This window comes from Brevundimonas sp. FV1ye29L, from assembly GCF_058681095.1.
In genome coordinates this window covers 1,786,107-1,805,375 of sequence record NZ_CM178730.1, presented here as the reverse complement: position 1 = coordinate 1,805,375, position 19,269 = coordinate 1,786,107, and the positions used below count along the sequence as shown (strand labels likewise).

21 protein-coding genes and 1 pseudogene are annotated in these 19,269 nt (G+C 67.2%); 13 read left to right on the top strand and 9 right to left on the bottom strand.

The features are described from left to right. Nucleotides 1-115 precede the first annotated feature (115 nt). Entirely contained in the window at nt 116-724 is a 609-nt protein-coding gene (locus ACW17W_RS08830) for a YIP1 family protein (protein WP_492076541.1), read from the top strand. Nucleotides 725-730: 6 nt separating this feature from the next. Here the strand turns inward: ACW17W_RS08830 and alr are convergent, their stop codons facing one another. From alr to rpsF, 6 genes are all read right to left on the bottom strand, one after another. Then, on the bottom strand, nt 731-1,789 hold the full coding sequence (gene alr, locus ACW17W_RS08825) for an alanine racemase (RefSeq protein ID WP_492076540.1): 1,059 nt from the start codon (nt 1,787-1,789) through the stop codon (nt 731-733). An 89-nt stretch (nt 1,790-1,878) separates the two neighbouring features. Then, nucleotides 1,879-3,363, bottom strand: coding sequence for a replicative DNA helicase (locus ACW17W_RS08820; RefSeq protein WP_492076539.1), 1,485 nt, complete (start codon nt 3,361-3,363; stop codon nt 1,879-1,881). A 103-nt stretch (nt 3,364-3,466) separates the two neighbouring features. Beyond that, nucleotides 3,467-3,904: a hypothetical protein gene (locus tag ACW17W_RS08815; RefSeq protein ID WP_492076538.1), complete on the bottom strand. Its 438-nt coding sequence runs from the start codon at nt 3,902-3,904 to the stop codon at nt 3,467-3,469. A 143-nt stretch (nt 3,905-4,047) separates the two neighbouring features. After that, nucleotides 4,048-4,632, bottom strand: a complete 585-nt coding sequence (gene rplI / locus ACW17W_RS08810) for a 50S ribosomal protein L9 (RefSeq protein ID WP_492076537.1) — start codon at nt 4,630-4,632, stop codon at nt 4,048-4,050. A 1-nt stretch (nt 4,633) separates the two neighbouring features. Beyond that, a complete protein-coding gene (rpsR, locus tag ACW17W_RS08805; RefSeq protein WP_492076536.1) occupies nt 4,634-4,918 on the bottom strand; it encodes a 30S ribosomal protein S18 in 285 nt (94 codons plus the stop codon). A 14-nt stretch (nt 4,919-4,932) separates the two neighbouring features. Then, on the bottom strand, nt 4,933-5,310 hold the full coding sequence (gene rpsF, locus ACW17W_RS08800; protein ID WP_492076535.1) for a 30S ribosomal protein S6: 378 nt from the start codon (nt 5,308-5,310) through the stop codon (nt 4,933-4,935). A gap of 57 nt (nt 5,311-5,367) precedes the next feature. On the opposite strand from rpsF, the pseudogene ACW17W_RS08795 reads away from it, so the two are divergent. From ACW17W_RS08795 to ACW17W_RS08785, 3 genes and pseudogenes are all read left to right on the top strand, one after another. Then, nucleotides 5,368-6,080, top strand: a pseudogene (locus tag ACW17W_RS08795) (type IIL restriction-modification enzyme MmeI); the annotation flags it as partial. A 33-nt stretch (nt 6,081-6,113) separates the two neighbouring features. Continuing rightward, a complete protein-coding gene (locus ACW17W_RS08790; RefSeq protein ID WP_492080296.1) occupies nt 6,114-8,411 on the top strand; it encodes a class I SAM-dependent DNA methyltransferase in 2,298 nt (765 codons plus the stop codon). Beyond that, the gene (locus tag ACW17W_RS08785; protein ID WP_492076534.1) at nt 8,411-9,274 is read left to right on the top strand and encodes a restriction endonuclease; all 864 of its coding nucleotides are present in this window, start codon (nt 8,411-8,413) and stop codon (nt 9,272-9,274) included. Before ACW17W_RS08790 ends, ACW17W_RS08785 begins: the two co-directional genes overlap by 1 nt. A gap of 194 nt (nt 9,275-9,468) precedes the next feature. Here ACW17W_RS08785 and ACW17W_RS08780 read toward each other — a convergent pair whose 3' ends face one another. After that, on the bottom strand, nt 9,469-9,930 hold the full coding sequence (locus tag ACW17W_RS08780) for a MarR family winged helix-turn-helix transcriptional regulator (protein WP_492076533.1): 462 nt from the start codon (nt 9,928-9,930) through the stop codon (nt 9,469-9,471). Nucleotides 9,931-10,054: 124 nt separating this feature from the next. On the opposite strand from ACW17W_RS08780, the gene fabD reads away from it, so the two are divergent. From fabD to ACW17W_RS08735, 9 genes are all read left to right on the top strand, one after another. Next, nucleotides 10,055-11,023, top strand: a complete 969-nt coding sequence (gene fabD / locus ACW17W_RS08775; RefSeq protein ID WP_492076532.1) for an ACP S-malonyltransferase — start codon at nt 10,055-10,057, stop codon at nt 11,021-11,023. Nucleotides 11,024-11,103: 80 nt separating this feature from the next. Next, on the top strand, nt 11,104-11,844 hold the full coding sequence (gene fabG, locus ACW17W_RS08770; protein ID WP_492076531.1) for a 3-oxoacyl-[acyl-carrier-protein] reductase: 741 nt from the start codon (nt 11,104-11,106) through the stop codon (nt 11,842-11,844). Nucleotides 11,845-12,019: 175 nt separating this feature from the next. Beyond that, entirely contained in the window at nt 12,020-12,259 is a 240-nt protein-coding gene (locus tag ACW17W_RS08765) for an acyl carrier protein (protein ID WP_444598541.1), read from the top strand. Nucleotides 12,260-12,366: 107 nt separating this feature from the next. Beyond that, nucleotides 12,367-13,647 carry a beta-ketoacyl-ACP synthase II gene (fabF, locus tag ACW17W_RS08760; RefSeq protein WP_492076530.1) on the top strand — a complete coding sequence of 427 codons (1,281 nt, stop codon included), beginning with the start codon at nt 12,367-12,369 and terminating at the stop codon, nt 13,645-13,647. 2 nt (nt 13,648-13,649) lie between these two features. After that, on the top strand, nt 13,650-14,852 hold the full coding sequence (gene mltG, locus ACW17W_RS08755) for an endolytic transglycosylase MltG (RefSeq protein WP_492076529.1): 1,203 nt from the start codon (nt 13,650-13,652) through the stop codon (nt 14,850-14,852). Between the two features lie 17 nt (nt 14,853-14,869). Next, complete coding sequence (locus ACW17W_RS08750; protein WP_492080295.1) at nt 14,870-15,733, top strand: YicC/YloC family endoribonuclease; 864 nt, start codon at nt 14,870-14,872, stop codon at nt 15,731-15,733. Then, entirely contained in the window at nt 15,723-16,364 is a 642-nt protein-coding gene (gmk, locus tag ACW17W_RS08745) for a guanylate kinase (RefSeq protein WP_492076528.1), read from the top strand. Before ACW17W_RS08750 ends, gmk begins: the two co-directional genes overlap by 11 nt. Before the next feature lie 43 nt (nt 16,365-16,407). Further along, nucleotides 16,408-16,632: a DUF2188 domain-containing protein gene (locus tag ACW17W_RS08740; RefSeq protein WP_492076527.1), complete on the top strand. Its 225-nt coding sequence runs from the start codon at nt 16,408-16,410 to the stop codon at nt 16,630-16,632. Between the two features lie 3 nt (nt 16,633-16,635). Further along, entirely contained in the window at nt 16,636-17,256 is a 621-nt protein-coding gene (locus tag ACW17W_RS08735) for a hypothetical protein (protein ID WP_492076526.1), read from the top strand. A gap of 14 nt (nt 17,257-17,270) precedes the next feature. Here the strand turns inward: ACW17W_RS08735 and ACW17W_RS08730 are convergent, their stop codons facing one another. Together ACW17W_RS08730 and rsmA are read right to left on the bottom strand one after the other, a co-directional pair. Then, complete coding sequence (locus ACW17W_RS08730; RefSeq protein WP_492076525.1) at nt 17,271-18,437, bottom strand: pyridoxal phosphate-dependent aminotransferase; 1,167 nt, start codon at nt 18,435-18,437, stop codon at nt 17,271-17,273. Next, complete coding sequence (gene rsmA, locus ACW17W_RS08725; protein WP_492076524.1) at nt 18,434-19,261, bottom strand: 16S rRNA (adenine(1518)-N(6)/adenine(1519)-N(6))-dimethyltransferase RsmA; 828 nt, start codon at nt 19,259-19,261, stop codon at nt 18,434-18,436. The genes ACW17W_RS08730 and rsmA overlap by 4 nt, the downstream gene beginning before the upstream one ends. Nucleotides 19,262-19,269: the final 8 nt, after the last annotated feature.

Here is a 19,269-nt window from a genome sequence, read left to right as displayed (position 1 = left end):
CGCGAGGGGCTGCGTCCGATTTCGACGTCCCGAAATCGGGGTCGGCGCCGGCGGGCCGACTGGCGCCGCAAGGCGTTTGCGGTCAAGCTGCCCCCACCCCCACCGGAGTTCCGTCATGACTGACTCGCCGCCCGCCCTGAACCCGTCGTTTGTCGCACGGGTCAAGGGCATATTGATGAACCCGGCCGTGGAGTGGGAGATCATCAAGGCCGAACACCAGACCATCGGCAGTCTGTTCACCAGCTATGCCGTGATCCTCGCCGCCATCAGCCCGATCTGCGGCCTGATCGCTGCGGTCGTCTACGGCGACAGCGTGGCCGGAGCCATCATCGGCGGCCTGGTCGGATACGCCCTGTCGCTCGTCGGGGTCTATCTGCTGGGCTTCATGATCGATCTGCTCGCCCCGAGCTTCGGGGGCGGCCGTGATCGTCTTGCGGCCATGAAGGTCGCAGTCTACGCCTCGACGGCCACATGGGTCGCCGGCGTATTCGAGTTGCTGCCCGGCGGCCTTGCCGCGCTCGGCCTCATCGGGGGGCTCTACAGCCTTTATCTGCTCTACCTCGGCCTGCCGCGCCTCATGGGCGCGCCGCAGGACAAGGCCCTGGGCTATACCGCCGTGGTGGTCATCGCCGCCATCGTCATCTGGATGATCATCGGTTCGATCACCGGCATGATGATGCTGGGCTTCGCGGCGAGCACCATCGTGGCCGCCGGGGTGGTCTGAGCCGGATCAGGTTCCGGAATAGACGCGAGGAACGCGGCCGGTGATCGAGGTGATCAGCTCATAGCTGATCGTCCCGGCCGCCGCTGCTGCGTCATCCAGCAGCCGGTGACCGCCGAACAGTTCGACCGGGTCTCCGGCCGCGACATCGACGCCCGTCGCATCCACGGCGATCACATCCATCGACACCCGCCCGAGGATGGGGCGCAAATCGCCGTTCAGCCACACGCGACCCTCGCCACGCCCGCTGTAGGCCCGCAATACGCCGTCGGCATAGCCGGCCGCGCACGTGGCGATCCGGGTCGGGCGGTCGGCAGTGAAGCCCCGCGAATAGCCGACGCTCTCGCTCGCCGGGACGTCCCGCACCTGGACCACCTGCGCCGTCAGGGCAGCGACGGCTGCGATGCGCGGATCCGGACGGCCTTCGGGCCCGCCGCCGTACAGGCAGATCCCGGGACGCACGGCGTCAAAGGCGTAGTCGGGCCCGAGGAAACAGCCGCCGGAGTTGGCGAAGGACCGCGTCACGCCCGGATAGCGGCTGACGATTCCGGCGAAGGCGTCGCGCTGGCGCCGGTTCATCGGTTCCGCAGGCTCATCGGCGCAGGCCAGATGGCTCATCACCAGTTCCAGCCCGGCAAAGGGCTGCGGCGCGTCCTCGGGCCGGAAGCCGAGGCGGTTCATGCCTGTGTCGATCTGCAGTCCGCAGCCGCCCCCGCCCGCCGCCGTCCAGGCCTGAAGCTGGGCGGGCTGGTTCAGGACGGGGCGCAGGTCGGCGGCCTTCAGGGCGACCGCCGCGTCGCCATGGCAGCCGTCCAGCACATAGATGACCGGATCGGCCCCCAGCACGGCGCGCAGGGCGACGCCCTCGGCCGCACGGGCCACAAAAAAGGTCCGCGCCCCTTCCGCCATCAAACGCCGGGCGCAGGCGGCGGCGCCGAGTCCATAGCTATCGGCCTTGACGACCGGATGCACCGGCGCGCCGCTGACCGCAGCCAGGGTGTGATAGTTGCGGCTCAACGCATCGAGGTCGACCGTGAGCGTGGCGGGGGAAGGGGCAAGCACGACCATTCGGGCCTTATGCCGCAAGTTTCGTGCAGGTCACCCAAAAACTCGCACAGTCAGGGCAATGATCATGCTCGACCGGTCGATTTTGACGTCTATTCCGGAATGTCGCTGAAATTGCCGTAGCCGGTGCGCGCCAGGTTGCCGAACTTCACCGTGTCGTCGTGGAACGACAGTTTGACGATGCCGATGGGGCCGTGGCGCTGCTTGCCGATGACGACCTCGGCCGTGCCCTTTACCCGGTCCATGTCCTCCTGCCATTTGAGGTGCTCCTCGGTGCCCTCGCGCGGCTCGGTGCGGCCCAGATAGTAGCTCTCGCGATAGACGAACATGACGCAGTCGGCGTCCTGCTCGATCGAGCCGGATTCACGCAGGTCGGACAGCTGGGGCCGCTTGTCCTCGCGGTTCTCGACCTGACGCGACAGCTGGGACAGGGCGATGATGGGGACGTTCAGCTCCTTGGCCAGGGCCTTGAGCCCGCCGGTGATCTCCGACACCTCCTGCACCCGGTTCTTGTTGCCATTGCCCTCGCCGACCGTGATCAGCTGGAGATAGTCGACGATGATCAGGTCCAGACCCTGTTCCATCCGTTTCAGCCGCCGGGCCCGGGCCGCGAGCTTGGAGATGGCCAGACCGCCGGTGGCGTCGATATAGAGGGGGCTCTCGCCGATCTCGATGGCGGCGTCGCGCACCTTGCCGAAGTCCGAGGCGTCGATCTCGCCCTTGCGGAGGCGGTCGGACGACACGCCCGAGGCGTCGGCCAGGATCCGCATGGCCAGTTGTTCGGCGCTCATTTCCAGCGAGAAGAAGGCCACCACCCCGCCGCTGACCGTCTTGCGGCCGTCCGGCGTCGGCTCCCAGCGGTAGTTGCGGGCGACATTGAAGGCGATGTTGGTGGCCAGGGCCGTCTTGCCCATCGAGGGGCGGCCGGCGAGGATCAGCAGGTCGGACGGGTGCATGCCGCCGAGTTTGGAATCGAGGTCGTCGAGGCCCGAGGCCAGACCGGCCAGCTTGCCGTCGCGCTGATAGGCCTCGCCCGCCATCTGGACGGCGCCGCTGAGGGCGGTGGAGAAGCTGACGAAGCCGGACGACGGCGCCCCGGTCTCGGCCAGGGAATACAGGGTCAGTTCAGCCTGTTCGATCTGGTCGATGGCGGCGCGTTCAGGGTCCGGCGCCTCCTTGATGATGTCGCCGCCGATGCGGATCAGGTCGCGGCGCAGGGCCAGGTCATAGACCACGCGGGCGTAGTCGGGGGCGTTGGCGCCCGGGGGCGCCCGGTCCATCAGGTCGGCCAGATAGCGCAGCCCCCCGAACTCGGCGAAGGCCGGGTCCTGTTTGAACCGCTCCATCAGGATGGTCGGCTCGGCCAGCAGGCCCTGGCGGATGTGGTCCTCGATCGCGTCGTACAGCCGCTGGTGGAACGGCTCGTAGAAATGGCTGCCGCGCAGCCGGTCGCTGAGCCGTTCGAAGATGCCGTTGTCGAACATCAGGGCGCCCAGCAGCGCCTGTTCGGCCTCCAGGTTGTGAGGCAGGGACGGGATGGCGACGGTGTCGGCGGAGAAGGGAGCAAAGGCGTTCATGTCGGTTAACGCTCTAGCCCGCGCCCGCCTCCGCGACAGCCGCCGAGGCGGTCATGGCGGGGGACAGTTTCGCCGCTCTGTGGACGGTCGGAATTTCTCCTTGTCAGCCGCCCGTTCGAGCGGCGTTCTGTGGACAGGGATAGTTGGCGACGGTCCAGTGGCGCACCCCGTCGGCGACGGACATGGTGCGGCGGCGCGCGGCCGGGATCGTGTTCAGGTGGTCCAGGAACCGGGTGGTGTTGACGCTGACCCGCTCGGGCGGGCAGGCGACCGTCGGGCGGCCGGCGGCCTGGTCGGCGCGCAGACCGCCCAGGACGGTCTTGAAGGCCGTCTCGCCCTCGCGCATCAGCCGCCGGGCGTCCGGGCGGAGCAGGGCGGTCGGGTTCCTGGGGATGCGGTTGGCCGTGGTGACGAACTCCTCCAGCGTCATCGGCGGCGGGGCCATGGCGGTCAGCAGGACGGCGCCCGTCAGGGCGACGGCGGTTCGGGCGACAGCGGTTCGAGCGGCGACGGTTCGGGCGGCGACGGCGGTTCGGATCATGGCGCATTTCCCCGGGCGTGACGGCCAAGGTTGCGAGCGGCGGAGGGCGAAATCAAGGCGGGGCGGACGGTCCGGCCGGCGCAACGAAAAAGGGGCGCGCCCCGAAGAGCGCGCCCCTGATCCTTGTCGTCGATCCGCAGGGATCAGGCCTCGGAACCGAGCCCGTCCTGTTGACCGGCGCCGCCCTCGACCATGTCGCGGGCCTGTTCGGCGGCGGCGGAGCGATCTTCGTCGTAGGCCGACTTGATCACGTCCTCGCCCTTGGCCTGACGTTCGGCCTCGTCGGCCGAGCGGGCGATGTTGATCTTGACCGTGGCGGAGACCTCGGCGTGCAGGCGAACCAGCACCTCGTGGACGCCCAGGGTCTTGATCGCCGTGTTCAGGACGACCTGCGAGCGTTCGACCTTGCCGCCTTCAGCCTGGATGGCCTCGGAGACGTCGCGCCCGGCGACCGATCCGTACAGCTGGCCGGTTTCGCCGGCCTGACGGATCATCACATAGGACTGGCCGTCGATCTTGTCGGCGACCTTCTGGGCCTCGCCCTTGTTGCGGTCGTTGCGGGCCTCGATGGCCGCACGATCCAGTTCAAACTTCTCCAGGTTCTTCGAGGTGGCCCGCAGGGCCTTCTCGCGCGGCAGGAGGAAGTTGCGGGCGAAGCCGTCCTTGACGGTGACGACGTCGCCGATGGCGCCGAGGTTCTCGACGCGTTCGAGCAGAACGACCTTCATCTTACTTCACCACATAAGGCAGGAGGGCCAGATAGCGGGCGCGCTTGATGGCCTTGGCCAGTTCGCGCTGCTTGATCTGGGAAACGGCGGTGATGCGCGAGGGCACGATCTTGCCGCGTTCGGAGATGTAACGCTGCAGCAGCTTCACATCCTTGTAGTCGATCTTCGGCGCGCCCTCGCCCGTGAACGGGCAGACCTTGCGGCGACGATAGAAGGGACGGCGCGGGCCGGCCGAGGCGTTCACCGGCGTGCCGGGAACATTGTTGCGGGAGGTGGCGTCAGTCATGATCCGGGCGCTCCTTACGCTTCGACTTCTTCGCGGGGACCGCGTTCACGTTCGCGCTCGCGCTCGCGTTCACGGCGGGCCAGCAGCGGCGACAGCTCCAGGTCGAGTTCCTCGACGCGGACGGTCAGCCAGCGCAGCACGTCTTCATTGATGCCCAGCTGACGCTCGACCTCGGCCATGGCGGCCGGGGGGCAATCGACGGCGAGCAGGGAATAGTGCGCCTTGCGGTTCTTCTTGACCCGATAGGTCAGGTTGCGCAGGCCCCAGTATTCGATCTTGGCGACAGAACCGCCGCCGGCTTCGATCAGACCCTTGATCGTGTCATTGAGGGCCTCGGCCTGTTGCGCGCTGATATCCTGGCGCGACATGACCGTGTGCTCGTAAAGAGCCATTCGTACGTCTCCCTTTGCGGGCGTCGGCGCAGACCGGCCGGGTAAGCCGGTTCCACGATGGATCCTGATGCGGCGGCCGGAACGACTTCCCGACCCTTTGGCAGTCCGCGTCAGGACCGAAGCCCTGGAAAGCGGGGGCCTATAGGGGAAAACCGGCCGGGGGGCAAGGAAAGGTTGGCCGGGCCGGGCGGTGCGGGCCCGCGGCCGCCGGATCGGCGGGCCCGGCCGGAATGGCCGGCGAATGTCTACCGTGTATCCAGAGGATGGGGATCCATGTCTCGCCTCGCCGGGCGGCCCGGCGCGCTTGCCAGAGGGGCGCGAACAGGGCGAAGTGGGGGGCAGGGGAGGACCTTGCCTTTGCGTCTCAGCTGGAACGAAATTCGAGCCCGCGCCGCGGCCTTCTCGCGCGAGTGGGCGGACGCCCGTTACGAGAAGGGCGAGACGCAGAGCTTCTACAACGACTTCTTCGAGGTTTTCGGCGTCCGCCGCCGCAAGGTCGCGGCCTTCGAGGAGTCTGGAAGGGCGTCCTGCTGGTCGAGCAGAAGAGCGCCGGGCGCGATCTGGGCCGCGCCCGGCAACAGGCCCACAACTATTTCCCCGGGCTGAAAGACCACGAACTGCCGCGCTACGTCCTGTTGTGCGACTTCCAGACGTTCGAGCTGATCGACCTGGATACGCGCGAGGAGACCCGGTTCGCCCTCGCCGACCTGCCCGCCCATGTGGAGGCCTTCGGCTTCATCGTCGGGGTCGAGAAGCGGGTCTTTCAGGATCAGGACCCGGTCAACATCATCGCCGCCGAATTGATGGGCAAGCTGCATGACGCGCTTAAGCCAACCTATGACGGCGCGCCGCTGGAGCGGCTTCTGGTCCGGCTGCTGTTCTGCCTGTTCGCCGACGACACCGGCATCTTTCCCGAACGGGGCATGCTGGAGACCTATCTGCGCGACCGCACCGAGCCGGACGGCCATGATCTCGGCGCCAAGCTGAACCTGATCTTCCAGACCCTGAACACGCCCGAGGATGCGGCGTGGCGCAAGGGGCTGGACGAGGACCTGAACCGCTTCCCCTACATTAACGGCGAACTGTTCGCCGAAACCCTGCCGATCGCCAACTTCAACACCGCCATGCGCGAGCGGCTGCTGGAGGCCTGCGGCTTCTTCTGGGAAAAGATCAGCCCGGCCATCTTCGGCGCCCTGTTCCAGTCGGTGATGAATGCGAAGGAGCGGCGCGCCAAGGGCGCCCACTACACCACCGAAAAGAACATCCTGAAGGTCATCGAGCCGCTGTTCCTCGACGACCTTCGCGCCGAGCTGTCCCGCATCAAGGGCCTGAGGCGCGGGCGCGAAACGGCCCTGCGGGCGTTCCAGGACAAGCTCGCCGCCCTCAATCTGTTCGACCCGGCCTGCGGCTGCGGCAACTTCCTGATCATCGCCTATCGCGAGCTTCGCCTGCTGGAGCTTGAGGTCCTGCACGCCCTGTATCCGACCGGCCAGCGCGAGCTGGAGGCGGCCGCCCTGTCCAAGGTCGACGTCGACCAGTTCTACGGCATCGAGATCGACGAGTTCCCCGCCCGCATCGCCGAGACGGCCATGTGGATGATGGACCACATCATGAACAACCGGCTGAGTCTGGAGTTCGGCCAGGTCTTCGCCCGCATCCCGCTCAAGGCTGCGCCGCATATCGTGCATGGCGATGCTCTAGAGATCGACTGGACGACGGTGCTGGCGCCGGAGGAATGCAGCTACGTCTTGGGCAACCCGCCATTCATCGGCTTTGTGATGCGGGGCAAGAGTCAGCAGGATCAAGCCGGTGCCCTGATGGCGCGCCTTGGGGCCTCCGGTAGTCGTCTCGACTATGTAGCGGCTTGGTTTCTCAAAGCCGGTGAATACGTCCAGAAGTCTCGGGCCCACATCGCGTTTGTCGCCACCAATTCAATTACCCAAGGTGAGCAAGCCGCTCAGCTATGGCCTGCGTTATTTCAGCGTTGGAAACTTGAAATAGCTTTCGCCCATCGCACATTCGCGTGGGGATCGGATGCGCGGGGCAAAGCTCACGTTCATGTAGTGATCATTGGCCTGAGCCGAAGTGACGAATCACCCGCCGAAAAGCGCCTCTTCAGCTATGAGGACATCAGCGGCGATGCGAACGAAACCCGACATTCTGCTTTGTCGCCCTACCTCTTCGACGCATCGCGGTTAAGCGACCGTCATTTAGTGGTCCGTCGATCTACGGTCCCGCTAAATGCCCTTCCGGCAATGCGCAAAGGGACAGAACTGGTAGATGGCGGGCACTACATATTCTCCAGCGCAGAAAAAGCCGCCTTCTTAGCTGTTGAACCTGCCGCGGCAGCGATTTTTCATCCATTTATTGGCGGTTACGAGTACATCAACGGCGCTGACCGCTGGATTCTTCATGTCGCCGGCGCTCGACCAGAAGTGTTGCGCGGGATGCCGCATGTTCGTTCGCGAATAGAGTCCGTTAAAGCATATCGCGAGGTTGGCGGAAGCGTTGCGAAGATGCTGGCTGGAGCGCCCACGTCATATCATGTCCATCGCATTCCTGCGGGCCCGTTTCTCGCATTTCCAGCAGTTAGTTCAGTGCGTCGGACGTATGTTCCAATCGGCTGGCTCACGCCACCAACAATTCCTAGCGATCAACTGAGGATAGTGCCTGACGCGACTCTCCACATGTTCGCGATTTTAACATCAGGAATGCATGTTTCTTGGTTGTCCTATATAGGCGGTCGTCTTAAGAGCGATTTCCGATACTCAGCCGGTCTAGTCTACAATACTTTTCCTTGGCCAAATTTGAACGACACCGACAAAAGCCGGCTCGATCTCCTCGCTCAAGCTGTCCTCGACGCCCGCGCCGCACACCCGGGTGCGACTTTGGCCGACCTGTATGATCCCGACGTCATGCCGGCCGACCTCCGTCACGCCCACAGTGCGCTGGATCAGGCCGTCGACCGCCTCTACCGCAAGGCCCCGTTCGAGAGCGACCGGGACCGGGTCGAGCACCTTTTCACTCTCTATGAGAAGATGACGGCCGGTCTGCTGGCGACCCCCGCCAAGCCCAAACGCCGCAAGAAAGCCGACGCCTGATGGCCACGATCGCCGATGTGCCCGCCTATCACCTGTTCATGGGACCGATCATCGAGCGGCTGAAGGCGAACGGTCGCTCCATGACCATCGAGGAGATGGTCGACGACGTGGCGACCCACATGGGCCTGTCGGACGACGTCCGGGCCGTCACCCATGGCAAGTGGCAAGAGAATGCTGTCGCCTACCGGATGGCCTGGGCCCGCAGCTATCTCAAGAAAATGGGCGCGCTGGTGAACAGCGAACGCGGCGTCTGGAGCCTGACGCCCAAGGGCGCGGCGATGACCGAGGCCGAGATTGCGGGGGTCAAACAGGCCGTCCAGAAGATCGGCACCGCCGAACGTGCGCTGAAAGCGGCGGAGACCGCCGCGATAGACGACGACGTGGTCCCTTCTGATGTGGCGTCCGGCGACTGGAAGGACCAACTGATGGCGCTGTTGCTCGCCCTCGACCCGGCCGCCTTTGAGCGCCTGTGTCAGCGCCTGCTCCGGGAGTTCGGGTTCATCAAGGTCGAGGTGACGGGCAAGTCCGGCGACGGCGGCATCGACGGCACCGGCGTCCTGCGCGTCAACCTGCTGTCCTTCCACGTCCTGTTCCAGTGCAAACGCTACTCCGGCTCGGTCGGAGCCGGCGCGGTCCGCGATTTCCGGGGGGCCATGGTCGGCCGCACCGACAAGGGGCTGATCATCACCACCGGGACCTTCACCGCCGACGCCCGGCGCGAGGCGACCCGCGACGGCGCCCCGGCCATCGATCTGGTCGACGGCGACGCCCTGTGCGACCTGCTCAAGGATCGCGGGCTGGGGGTGACGGTGCGGATGGTCGAGGAAGTGACTGTCAACGAAGCGGCGTTCGCGGACTTCTGAGGCCTGAACCCTCTCCCGGCGGGAGAGGGCTTGAGCGCACACGAGCGAAGCGAGTGTCCTTGCGCGAAAGGGTGAGGGGTAAGGTGCGAACCGGCGAGGGCTGTCCCCCTCACCCTTTCGGCTGGCGCATCGCTGCGCTCTGCGAGCCTCAAGCCCTCTCCCGCCGGGAGAGGGGAGCGAGATGGGGCCAGCCGTCAGGCGGGGGCGAGGGCCTCGATTTCGCTGAGCAGGGCCAGCATCTGGTTGCGGCGGGTGCCGAGGACCGAGGCGACCTTGAGCTGGGCGGCGGACCAGGCGGGCAGGGCCAGGGCCAGCCGGGCCTGGCCGTCCGGGGTCACGCTGATCCGGGCGCCGCGCAGGCCCTCGACCCGGCCGGAGGTCACGGCGCCGGCGCGAATCAGGGGCTGGAGGGTGCGCCACAGGCCGCTCTTCTCATGGGCGGTGGAGGCGGCCAGCTGGGCCAGGGTCGGGGTCTTCAGGGCCGTCAGGGCGCGCAGCACGGTGAACTGGGTCACCGTCAGGCCCGAGGGATCCAGGGCCTCGTCATAGACCCGGGTCAGGGCCCGCGTGGCCCGCCGCAACCGGCCGCAGATACAGGGCGCGGCGCCCATGGCGCGGGCGGGGCTCGGCGACGGGGAAGCTTTGCTGTGCGGCATGGACGGGGGACATAACGCGGATATCTTGTATAGACAACAGGCTTTGCCGCGGAGGGGCCGGCTTGCCCTGACGGAATGATCGGCTTAGGCCTCCGGGCCTGATTCCACGGTTTGCGGACGATCCATGACACTCGCGCTTCTGTTCCCCGGTCAGGGCAGCCAGTCGGTCGGTATGGGCGCGGCCCTGGCCGACGCCTTCCCCTCGGCCCGGGCGGTGTTCGCCGAGGTCGACGAGGCCCTGGGGTCGGCGACGGGCCGGTCCCTGTCGATGCTGATGCGCGAGGGGCCCGAGGACCAGCTGACCCTGACCGAGAACGCCCAGCCGGCCCTGATGGCCGTGTCGATGGCGGCGGTGCGGGCGCTGAAGGTCGAGTTCGGGGTGGATGTGTCGGCGGCGGCGTTTGCGGCCGGCCATTCCCTGGGCGAATATTCGGCCCTGTGCGCGGCGGGGGCCATCTCCCTGGCCGATACGGCGCGGCTGTTGCGGCTGCGCGGCCAGGCCATGCAGCGGGCGGCGCCGGTGGGGCTGGGGGCGATGGCCTCGCTGATCGGGCCGAAGACCGACCTGGCCCTGGCCGAGGCGGCGGCGGCGGCGGGCTCCGAGTTCGGGGTCTGCGTCGTGGCCAATGACAACAACGCCGGCAATATCGTCATCTCGGGCGAGAAGGCGGCCGTGGACCGCGCCATCGAAAAGGCCAAGGAACTGGGCGCGCGGGCCATTCCGCTGAACGTCTCGGCGCCCTTCCACTGTCCGCTGATGCAGCCGGCGGCCGAGGAGATGGCGCAGGCTTTGGCGACGGCGACGATCCTGGCGCCGGCCGTGCCGGTCGTGGCCAATGTTCTGGCCCGGCCCGAGACCGATCCCGAGGTCATCCGCCGTCTGCTGGTTGAACAGGTCACCGGCCGGGTGCGCTGGCGCGAAAGCATGGAATGGCTGGCAAGCGAAGGTCGCGTGACCCGCTTCGCCGAGATCGGCTCGGGCAAGGTCCTGACCGGCATGGCCAAACGCATCGCCCCGGAGGCCGAGAGCGTGGCGCTGAACACGCCGGAAGAGCTGGAAGCGTTTGCGAAGAGAGTGGCGAGTGGCGAGTGACGTGTGGCGAGATCGTCGCCGTCGCCTTGTCTTCCTGCTCGCCACTCGCCACTGATCACTCGCCACTAGCGGAGCTTCACATGTTCAATCTCACGGGCAAGACCGCCCTCGTGACCGGCGCGACCGGCGGTATCGGCGGGGCGGTGGCGCGGGCGCTTCATGCGCAGGGCGCGACCGTGGTGCTGTCGGGCACGCGCGAGGCGGTTCTGGCCGGGATCGCCGGCGAACTGGGCGAGCGCGCCTTCGTCGCGGCGGCGAACCTGTCGGACGCCGAATCCGTCGACGGCCTGGTGGGCCGGGCCGAAGAGGCCGCCGGCGCCCCGCTGGACATCCTGATCGCCAATGCCGGCATCACGAAGGACGGCCTGTTGATGCGGATGAAGGACGAGGACTTCCAGTCCGTCCTGACCGTCAATCTGGAAAGCTATTTCCGCCTGTCGCGCGCGGCGATGAAGGGGATGATGAAGCGGCGCGCGGGCCGGATCATCGGCGTGACCTCGGTCGTCGGCGTCACCGGCAACCCGGGACAGACCAACTATGCGGCCTCCAAGGCCGGGATGATCGGCTTTTCCAAGTCCCTGGCCCAGGAGGTCGGGTCGCGCGGCATCACGGTGAATTGCATCGCCCCCGGCTTCATCGCCTCGCCGATGACCGACGTCCTGAACGACGCACAGCGCGAGACCATCCTGAAGAACATCCCCGCCGGCCGGCTGGGCACGGGCGACGAGATCGCGGCGGCGGCGGTCTATCTGGCCTCGGACGAGGCGGCCTATGTGACGGGCCAGACCCTGCATGTGAACGGCGGAATGGCGATGATCTGAGGCCGGGACAGCCCGTTCACGTCGTGCAACGGGCTATTTCATCCCCGCCCGCCTGTGCTAAAGCCCCGGGACCCGCCTGAACCCGGTCCCCCGGGTCTTGCGAAAACGGCGTCGTCGTGAGACGGCAAACCACGAGACAACCGCCGCACTGCGCGGCATCACAAGGCAGAGACATATGTCCGACATCCTCGAACGCGTCCGCAAGATCGTCATCGAACACCTGGACGCTGACCCGGACAAGGTGACCGACAAGGCCAGCTTCATCGACGACCTGGGCGCCGACTCGCTCGACAACGTCGAACTGGTCATGGCCTTCGAAGAAGAATTCGACATCGAGATCCCGGATGACGCCGCCGAGCACATCCAGACGGTCGGCGATGCGGTGAAGTTCATCACCGAGAAGACTGCGGGCTAAGCCCGTCGTCCGAATCGACGTCAAATGATGGCCGCCCGACCCTCCCTAGCGGAGGCGTCCGGCGGCCATTATTGTTTCCGGACCGGATTCCCTGAGGAGCGCGAACCATGCGCCGCGTCGTCGTTACGGGCCTAGGCCTCGTCACCCCCCTGGGCTCGGGCGTCGAGCACTGCTGGAAAGGCATCGTCGAAGGCCGTTCGGGCATCGGTCCGATCACGGGCTTCGACACCGAGGGCTATGGCTGCACCATCGCGGGCGAGGTCCCGGGCGTGGATGGTCGTGGCGGCGGCGGCCCTGACGTGGCCGGCAGTTTCGACCCCGACGCCATCATGTCGGCCAAGGACCGGAAACGGGTCGACGACTTCATCCTGTACGGCATCGCCGCCGCCGACGAGGCCCTGAGGGACGCGAACTGGCATCCCGAGACCGAGGAAGACCAGGAGGCCACGGGCGTCATGATCGGCTCGGGCATCGGCGGCCTGGGTCCCATCGCCGAGACGGCCATCATCCTCAAGGAACAGGGCGTCCGCCGCGTCAGCCCGTTCTTCATCACCTCGGCCCTGATCAATCTGATCTCGGGACAGGTGTCGATCCGCCACGGGTTGAAGGGGCCGAACCATTCGGTCGTCACCGCCTGCGCCACCGGGGCCCACGCCATCGGCGATGCGGCGCGGATGATCAGCTTCGGCGACGCGGATGTGATGGTGGCGGGCGGGGCGGAAAGCTCGATCGTGCCGATCGGCATCGCCGGCTTCCTGGCCTGCAAGGCCCTGTGCACGGCCTATAACGACACGCCGGAGAAGGCCTCGCGCCCCTATGACCGGGGCCATGCGGGCTTCATCATGGGCGAGGGCGCCGGGGTGGTGGTGCTGGAGGAGTATGAGCACGCCAGGGCGCGCGGGGCGAAGATCTACGCCGAGGTCATCGGCTATGGCATGAGCGGCGACGCCCACCACATCACCGCCCCGTCCGAGGACGGCGAGGGCGGCCTGCGGGCCATGAAGACGGCGCTGAAACGGGCCGGGCTGGAACCGTCCGACCTCGACTATGTCAACACCCACGGCACCTCGACCATGGCCGACTGGATCGAGTTACGGGCGGTCGAACGGCTGGTCGGCGATCATGCGCCGAACCTGTCGGTGTCCTCGACCAAGTCGATGACCGGCCATCTTCTGGGCGCGGCGGGCGCCATCGAGGCGATCTTCTCGATCCTCGCGATCCGCGACCAGGTCGTGCCGCCGACGATCAACCTCGATGATCCGGAATATGAGACCGCCATTGATCTGGTGGCCCACAAGGCCCGCCACAGGAAGGTGGATGTGGTGATGTCCAACAGCTTCGGCTTCGGCGGCACCAACGCCTCGGTCATCTTCCGCAAGGTGGACTAGGGGTGGCGTTCAATCGCAAGCCGGGGCCCGCCTCGCCCGACCGGAAGCCGGCGGCGCGTCGGTCCGGTCTGTTCGTCGGCCTGCTGGCGGCGTCGGGCACCTTCAGCCTGTTCCTGATCGCGGCCCTGGCCTGGGGCTGGAGCGTCTACTACGCGCCCGGACCGGCAGCGCGGGCCGGCGAGGCGACGGTTGTGACCCTGCCCAGCGGCTCCGGCGTGTCGGCCATCGCGGCGACCCTGAAAGACAGCGGCGTGATCCGCTCCATCGACATGTTCAAGGCGGCGGCGACCCTGAGCGGGGCCGACCGGCGGCTGCGCGCCGGAGAATACAGGGTGCCGTCGAAGGCCTCCTTGCGACAGGTGCTGAAGCTGCTGACCGACGGCCGGGTGGTGCGCCATTTTGTGACCCTTCCCGAGGGCTGGTCCTCGGCCCAGGCGGTGGACATCCTGAACAAGGAGGCGATCCTGACCGGCGCGGTCGAGGTGCCGGAGGAAGGCAGTCTGTGGCCCGAGACCTATGAGGTGTCGCGCGGCGAGACGCGGGCGGCCGTGATTGCGCGGATGCAGCGGGCGATGACCGATAATCTCGCCACCCTGTGGGCGGCCCGCAGTCCCATGACCGTGGTCCGGTCTCCCGAAGAGGCGGTCATCCTGGCCTCCGTGGTCGAAAAGGAAACCGGGGTCGCCTCGGAACGGCCCCGGGTCGCAGCCGTGTTCTCGAACCGTATCCGGCTGGGGATGCGGCTGGAGAGCGATCCGACCATTATCTACGGGATCACAAAGGGGCGGCCGCTGGGACGCGGCATCCGCCAGTCGGAACTGGCCGCCGACACGGGCTACAACACCTATCTGATCTCCGGCCTGCCGCCGACGCCGATCGCCAATCCGGGCAAGGACGCCATCGCGGCTGTGCTGAACCCGCCGCGCTCCGAGGATCTGTTCTTTGTCGCCGACGGCACGGGCGGCCATGCCTTCGCGCGGACCTTTGACGAACATCTGGTCAATGTCGCCCGCTGGCGGGAGATCGAGCGGCGCAAGGCCGGTCTGCCGCCGGCTGCCATCCCGCCGGCCCCGTCGGGCGGTGTGGCGCCCGCGCCGGGCGAGGACGCGGCGTCCCCTGCATCGCCGGCCGCTCCGGCCGGGCAGGCGGTCATCACGATGCAGCCGCAGGGCGCCCTGCGGCCCGCCGCTGCGGCGCGGCAGTGAGCGCGGCCCTGTCCGGCATGACCGGTTTCGGCCGGGCCGACGGCGGCCTGGACGGCTGGAACTGGACGGTGGAGGTCCGGTCGGTCAACGGGCGCTCGCTGGAGGTGCGTTTCCGGGGACCTCCGGGTTTCGACGCCCTGGAACCCGCCGCGAAGACGGCGGCCCAGGCGCGACTGAACCGGGGCCAGGTCACCATCGGCGTCCAGGCCAAGCGTTCCGGCGCGACGGGCGAACTGCGGATCAACCAGGCGGCGCTGGATCGGTATCTGGCCCTCGCCAATGCCCTGGCGGAGGAGGGCGCCACGCCGCCGTCCGCCGACGGCCTTCTGGCCCTGCGGGGCGTCGTGGATATGGTCGAGGACGGCGACGACGCTGAAATTCACGGCCGCGTCGAGACGGCCATGACGGCATCCATCGAAGCGGCGCTGGAGGCGCTGAAGGCCTCGCGCGACAGCGAGGGCGCAGCCTTGGCGCCGGTCATCACGGGGTTCATTGACCGGATCGCCTCTCTGGTGGCGACGGCGGAAGGCGAGGCCACGGCCCAGATCGAGGCCATCCGCAGCCGGTTCGCCCGCCGCATGGCTGAACTGGCGCCCGACGCCCCGGGTCTGGACGAGCGAATTGTGCTGGAGGCGGCGGCGCTCGCCACCCGGGCGGATGTGCGCGAGGAGCTGGATCGGCTGGCGGCCCACGTGGTCTCGGCGCGCAGCCTGTTGCGGCAACCCCCCGCCGGCCGGAAACTCGACTTCCTGATGCAGGAATTCATGAGGGAGGCGAACACCCTCTGCTCGAAATCGGCTACGACCGCCCTCACCGGACTCGGCCTGGAGCTGAAGGCGGTCATCGAACAACTTCGCGAACAGGTCCAGAATGTCGAGTGAACGCACGCCCCGCCGGGGCGTCCTGCTGATCGTGGCCAGTCCGTCGGGCGCCGGCAAGACGTCGCTTTGCCGCCGGCTGATGGCCGACCACGGCGGACTGGAGCTGTCGGTGTCGATGACCACGCGCGGCATCCGGCCCGGCGAGGTCGACGGGCGGGACTATCATTTCGTCACCCGCGAGGAGTTTGACCGGCTGGTCGCCGCCGACGCCTTTCTGGAATGGGCCGACGTGCACGGCAACTGCTATGGCTCGCCGCGCGCCCCGGTCGATCGCGCCCTGGCCGAGGGCCGCGACGTGCTGTTCGACATCGACTGGCAGGGCGCCCGGGACGTGGCGGAAAAATGCCCGGACGATGCGGTCCGTGTCTTCATCCTGCCGCCCAGCCTGGCCGAACTGCGCCGCCGCCTGATCACCCGGTCACAGGACGCGGAGGATGTGATCGAGCGTCGCGTGGCCAATGCCAAGGGCGAGATCGAGCACTGCGAGGCCTTTGACTATGTGCTGGTCAATGAGGATTTCGACGGCTCCTATTCAGAGCTGGCCCACATCTATCACGCCGAACGCAGCCGCCGGGCCCGCAACCTGTGGATCGCCAACTACAAGGCGGCGCTTCTGCGGGAAGTGGTCTGAGGCACGCGCGTCTGCTATATTGCTTCGGCAGGAGAACCTACCGATGTCGAAGCCCGGTCAGCATGTCGTTCCTAGCGCCGGAGAGTGGAAAGTCATCAAGGCTGGCGCGTCCCGCGCCTCGGGGCGGTATTCCAGTCAGGACGAAGCCATTCGGGAGGCCCGCGCCCTGGCCAGAAGCCAGCGCACAGAGCTGTATATCCATGGCGAAGACGGGCGGATCCGGTCGCGGGACTCCTATGGCGGCGACCCGGTGGCGCGTAAGGGCTGATCTGTGGCGTTCGAGCGCTCGGTCTTCATCAACTGTCCCTTCGATGAAGACTACGCACCGATTTTGCAGGCGGTTCTGTTCACCATCATCGATCTGGGTTTGATTCCGCGAATTGCGCGGGAGCGAATGGATTCGGCAGAAAACCGCCTCGCCAAGATTCGCGAGCTGATCGAGGCCTCACGGTATTCGATCCATGATCTCAGCCGATGTCAGGCGGCGAAAGAGGGGGAGCATTTTCGCCTGAACATGCCCTTTGAACTCGGTATCGATTACGGCTGCCGCACCTATTTCGGGGAGGGCCGCGACACGAAGAAAATCCTCATTATGGAGGAGAAGCCGTTTCGCTATCAGGTCGCTCTTTCAGACCTCTCAGGCTGCGACATTGAAGTGCATGGCGCGAAATTCGACAAGGCCATGCGCAAGGTCCGCAACTGGCTGGTCAATGAAGCCGGCGCACCCCGGACGGCCCCCGCTGTGCTTCTTGCGCGCTACATCAAATTTCAGGAATGGCACTATGAGAAGCAGCTGGATGAGGGTTTCTCTGAGGACGACATCAAGGACTATCCGACGCGGGAGTTGATGGACGCCATGGCCGAATGGGTCACCTTGGGGCGTCCCGTCTGAAAGGTCCTTCCGGCCTATGCCCCGGAGGGATGCCGTTCCTTGCCCGTGGCTTTCGCTGTCGCTGCCGCGAACCAGGGCGTCATCCGCGCCAGGGCCTCGCGCACCTCATCCGTTGAAACGGCGAAGCTGAAGCGCATGAAGCGGTGGCCGTCGACGGGGTCGAAGTCGACGCCGGGCGCCGTGGCCACCCCGGTGTCGCGCAGCAGTTGCTCGCAGAAGGCCAGGCTGTCGTCGGTCAGGTGGCCGATGTCGGCCCAGATGTAGAAGGCGCCGTCGGGCGGGGCGATCGACTTCAGGCCCAGGGCGGGCAGGGCGTCGAGCATCAGGGCGCGGTTGGCGCGGTAGGCAGCAATATGGCCTTGCAGGACGTCATCGCTGTCCATAGCCGCCAGACCGGCGTGCTGGCTCAGGGAGGGCGGCGTCAGGAACAGATTGCCGATCAGGGCGCGCACCGTCTCGATCAGGGTCGGCGGGACGAGGATCCAGCCCAGCCGCCAGCCCGCCATGCTCCAGTATTTGGAGAAGCTGTTGATGACGGTGGCGTCGGGGGCGAACTCCAGCATCGAGGGCGTCGGCCCGGCATAGGTCAGGCCGTGGTAGATCTCGTCCGAGACGATGGCGATGCCACGCCGGGCGCAGACGGCGGCGATGGCGGCCAGTTCGTCGGGAGCGATGATCGAGCCGGTGGGATTGGCCGGGCTGGCGATGATGACGCCTTCAGGGGCAGGGTCCAGCGCCTCAAGAGCCGCCGCGGTCAGTTGGAAATGCTCGGCCGGACCGCAGCCGATCTCGACCGCGATCATATGCAGGGCGCGCACCGTGTTGCGATAGGCGACATAGCCGGGCCGGGCCATGGCGATGCGGGCGCCCGGCGCGAAGCGGCTGGACAGGGCCAGGACCAGGGCTGGCGAGGCGCCGCAGGTCAGGAATAGCTGGTCCGGATCGATCTCCAGACCATGCCGGTCCTGATACAGGCGGGCGATGCGGGCCTTGAGCGGGGCGCTTTCCCAGTAGCCCATCGCCTCGGTATCCAGCACGGCGTGGGCGGCGGCGATGGCGGCGGGCGGGGCGCCTGTGGACGGCTGGCCAAACTCCATATGGATGACGGAGCGGCCCTCCGCCTTCAGCTGGTGGGCGATGCGGCTGAGGGCGATGGCGCGGAACGGTTCGACGCCGGTCATGTCGAGGTCTCCGTGGCGCCGAGGGCGTCGGCCAGTCGCAGGAAGCCGGCCAGGTCGATGACCTCGGCGCGGGCGTCGGGTTCGATTCCGGCGGCCTCGCACAGGGCTGCGCCCCCCAGGGTCTTCAAACTGGAGCGCAGCATCTTGCGGCGCTGGCCGAAGGCGGCGGCGGTGACCCGCTCCAGCCGCTTGATCGTATCGGCGGGCGGGCGCGCGGCATGGGGAACCAGATGCACCACGGCCGAGGCCACCTTGGGCGGCGGGGTGAAGGCGGCGGCGGGCAGGTGCATGACGATCCGGGCGTCACAGATCGCCTGGCTGATGACGGCCAGCCGGCCGTAGGCTTCATCGCCAGGGCCGGCGACGATGCGTTCGGCGACCTCCTTCTGGAACATCAGTGTCAGGGCGCAGGGCGTCCACGGCCCGGTCAGCCATTTGATCAGCAGGGCCGTGCCGACGTTGTAGGGCAGGTTGGAGACCAGATGGGTCGGGCCTGTGACCAGATCGGCCTCGCGCACCTTGAGCGCGTCGCCCTCGACGATCTGCAACCGGCCGGAGCCGTCGTCGAGTTCGGCCAGCAGGGGCAGGAAGCGGGGATCCTTCTCGACCAGAACGACCCGACCGGCGTCGCTTTCCAGCAGGGCTCGGGTCAGGCCGCCGGGGCCGGGGCCGACCTCGATGACGGCCCGGCCGTCGAACGGCCCCGCCAGCCTGGCGATCTTGCGGGTGACATTGAGGTCCAGCAGGAAATGCTGACCGAAGCTCTTTCTGGCCAGCAGGCCGTGGGCTTCGAGGGATTCGCGGACGGTGGGTTGATCTGACACCCGGAGGG

What these genes read in the sequence shown, in the direction of transcription:
- ACW17W_RS08830 (WP_492076541.1), top strand. Translation starts at nt 116, where the DNA reads ATGACTGACTCGCCGCCCGCCCTGAACCCGTCGTTTGTCGCACGGGTC.
- alr (WP_492076540.1), bottom strand. Translation starts at nt 1,789, where the DNA reads ATGGTCGTGCTTGCCCCTTCCCCCGCCACGCTCACGGTCGACCTCGAT.
- ACW17W_RS08820 (WP_492076539.1), bottom strand. Translation starts at nt 3,363, where the DNA reads ATGAACGCCTTTGCTCCCTTCTCCGCCGACACCGTCGCCATCCCGTCC.
- ACW17W_RS08815 (WP_492076538.1), bottom strand. Translation starts at nt 3,904, where the DNA reads ATGATCCGAACCGCCGTCGCCGCCCGAACCGTCGCCGCTCGAACCGCT.
- rplI (WP_492076537.1), bottom strand. Translation starts at nt 4,632, where the DNA reads ATGAAGGTCGTTCTGCTCGAACGCGTCGAGAACCTCGGCGCCATCGGC.
- rpsR (WP_492076536.1), bottom strand. Translation starts at nt 4,918, where the DNA reads ATGACTGACGCCACCTCCCGCAACAATGTTCCCGGCACGCCGGTGAAC.
- rpsF (WP_492076535.1), bottom strand. Translation starts at nt 5,310, where the DNA reads ATGGCTCTTTACGAGCACACGGTCATGTCGCGCCAGGATATCAGCGCG.
- ACW17W_RS08790 (WP_492080296.1), top strand. Translation starts at nt 6,114, where the DNA reads ATGGGCAAGCTGCATGACGCGCTTAAGCCAACCTATGACGGCGCGCCG.
- ACW17W_RS08785 (WP_492076534.1), top strand. Translation starts at nt 8,411, where the DNA reads ATGGCCACGATCGCCGATGTGCCCGCCTATCACCTGTTCATGGGACCG.
- ACW17W_RS08780 (WP_492076533.1), bottom strand. Translation starts at nt 9,930, where the DNA reads ATGCCGCACAGCAAAGCTTCCCCGTCGCCGAGCCCCGCCCGCGCCATG.
- fabD (WP_492076532.1), top strand. Translation starts at nt 10,055, where the DNA reads ATGACACTCGCGCTTCTGTTCCCCGGTCAGGGCAGCCAGTCGGTCGGT.
- fabG (WP_492076531.1), top strand. Translation starts at nt 11,104, where the DNA reads ATGTTCAATCTCACGGGCAAGACCGCCCTCGTGACCGGCGCGACCGGC.
- ACW17W_RS08765 (WP_444598541.1), top strand. Translation starts at nt 12,020, where the DNA reads ATGTCCGACATCCTCGAACGCGTCCGCAAGATCGTCATCGAACACCTG.
- fabF (WP_492076530.1), top strand. Translation starts at nt 12,367, where the DNA reads ATGCGCCGCGTCGTCGTTACGGGCCTAGGCCTCGTCACCCCCCTGGGC.
- ACW17W_RS08750 (WP_492080295.1), top strand. Translation starts at nt 14,870, where the DNA reads ATGACCGGTTTCGGCCGGGCCGACGGCGGCCTGGACGGCTGGAACTGG.
- gmk (WP_492076528.1), top strand. Translation starts at nt 15,723, where the DNA reads ATGTCGAGTGAACGCACGCCCCGCCGGGGCGTCCTGCTGATCGTGGCC.
- ACW17W_RS08740 (WP_492076527.1), top strand. Translation starts at nt 16,408, where the DNA reads ATGTCGAAGCCCGGTCAGCATGTCGTTCCTAGCGCCGGAGAGTGGAAA.
- ACW17W_RS08730 (WP_492076525.1), bottom strand. Translation starts at nt 18,437, where the DNA reads ATGACCGGCGTCGAACCGTTCCGCGCCATCGCCCTCAGCCGCATCGCC.